Origin of the sequence: Micromonospora tarensis (assembly GCF_016803395.1) — a bacterium.
Taxonomy (GTDB): domain Bacteria; phylum Actinomycetota; class Actinomycetes; order Mycobacteriales; family Micromonosporaceae; genus Micromonospora; species Micromonospora tarensis.
Genome location: NZ_JAEVHL010000480.1, coordinates 1 through 1701 on the forward strand (window position 1 = coordinate 1; position 1701 = coordinate 1701).

2 protein-coding genes are annotated in these 1701 nt (G+C 76.2%); one reads left to right on the plus strand and one right to left on the minus strand.

Going from position 1 to position 1701, the window contains the following annotated elements; translation table 11 throughout:
* Window positions 1-9: 9 nt before the first annotated feature.
* Complete coding sequence (locus JM949_RS35735; protein ID WP_203152446.1) at window positions 10-831, minus strand: SURF1 family cytochrome oxidase biogenesis protein; 822 nt, start codon at window positions 829-831, stop codon at window positions 10-12.
* A 183-nt stretch (window positions 832-1014) separates the two neighbouring features.
* On the opposite strand from JM949_RS35735, the gene JM949_RS35740 reads away from it, so the two are divergent.
* Window positions 1015-1701, plus strand: a 687-nt coding sequence (locus tag JM949_RS35740; RefSeq protein ID WP_456320250.1) for a nucleotide-binding protein, incomplete at its 3' end; no start/stop codon positions are given.

Consider the following 1701-nt stretch of genomic DNA (forward strand, 5'->3'; position numbering starts at 1 on the left):
CGGCCCGGGTCAGGCGGACGCGCTCGGCGTCGGCTCGGCCGCCCGGTCCAGGGGTGCCGGGGCGGTGCCGATGCCGGCGGCTCGGCGGGCCTCCCGGCGGGCCACCCAGCCGTAGCCGAACACTGCCATCACCGCGAAGAGCCACCACTGCACCACGTAGCCGAAGTTCTGCCAGTTGTTGGCGTGCCCGACCGGCACCGCCTTGAACACCGGGTCGGCCGTCGGGGTCTGCTCGTCGAGCAGCAGGTAGGCGCCGTAGACCGGGTAGGGCAGCTCGCCGGCCAGCCGGGACACCCCGATCCGCCGGATCTCCAGCAGCCCGTCCCGTCGCGCCACCGCACCGGCGCCGCTCTCGGTCTCGTGCACCCGACCGACCACCGTCACGTCACCGGGGGGCACGGCCGGCACCGACGGCTGCGCCGTCGCCCCACCCGGCGCGGGCGGAATCCAGCCCCGGTCCACCAGCAGCGCCGTGCCGTCGGCCAGCACCAGCGGCGTGAGCACCTCGAAGCCGACCCGGCTGTCCACCGTCCGGCCCCGCACCAGCACGGTGTTCGTCGGGTCGTACCGGCCGGTGACGGTGACCCGGGTCCAGACCTTCTCCTCGGCGGGAGCCGGGCCCGTCGTGCCCGGTCCGCCGGTGGGGGCGCGCAGCGCGTCGGCGATGGGCACCGGGGCCATCCGCAGGCCCGCGTCGATCCGCTCGTTGACCTCGGTGCGCCCCCGGTAGCGGTCCAGCTGCCAGTTGCCGAGGAACACCATGACGGCGGCGGCGACCAGGGTCAGCGCGAGCGCGCCCAGCCAGCGTGGGCTCAGCAGGAACCGGTACACGGCACCGAGGCTACCCGTATGACCGGCGCCACTGACCTGGACCGGGCCGGGACCGGGGCCGGAGGCGAGCCGCTGCCGCCGGTTGGCGGTGCTCGCCGTCGCGGCCGGACCGGTATCGTCACGCCGACGGATCGGCCTCGGTCGTCCCGTCGCGTACCCGCCGCCGCTCGCGAGGAGTCGAAGATGACCGTCGTGCCGCGCCTGGTGCTCAGCGCGCCGTCCTCCGGACACGGTAAGAACGCGCTGGCGATCGGGCTGCTCGCCGCCCTGGCCGAGCGGCAGGTCGACGTCGCCGGGTTCAAGCTCGGGCCGGACCCGGTCGACGCCGCCTACCTCGGCCTCGCCGCCGGTCGGCCCGGCCGGGTGATCGACCCCCGGCTGGTCGGGCTGGACCGGCTCGGCCCGCTGGTGGCGCACGGCGCCGCCGGTGCCGGGCTCGCCGTGGTGCAGGGCAGCATGGGGCTGTACGACTCGGTCGGTGGTCGCCCGGACCAGGAGTCCACCGCTGCCGCGGCGGCGGCGCTGCGCAGCCCGGTCGTGCTCGTGGTCGACGTGGCCGCGATGGGTCAGTCGGTGGCGGCCCTGGTGCACGGTTTCCGCTCCTACGACGAGCAGCTGTGGCTCGGCGGGGTGATCCTCAACCGGGTGGCGTCGTCGCGGCACGAGGCGTTGCTGCGCGAGGCGCTGGACGACGTGGGAGTGCCGGTCTACGGCGCGCTGCGTCGCCAGGACCTGCCGGCGGTGCTGCCGTCGCGGCGGCACGGGGTGGCGCCGGTGGTCGACGGGTCGCCCGACACCGTCCGCGCGGTCCGCCGCCTCGGCGAGGCCGTCGCCGCCACCGTCGACTGGAGCGGCTGCTCGGGCTGGCCC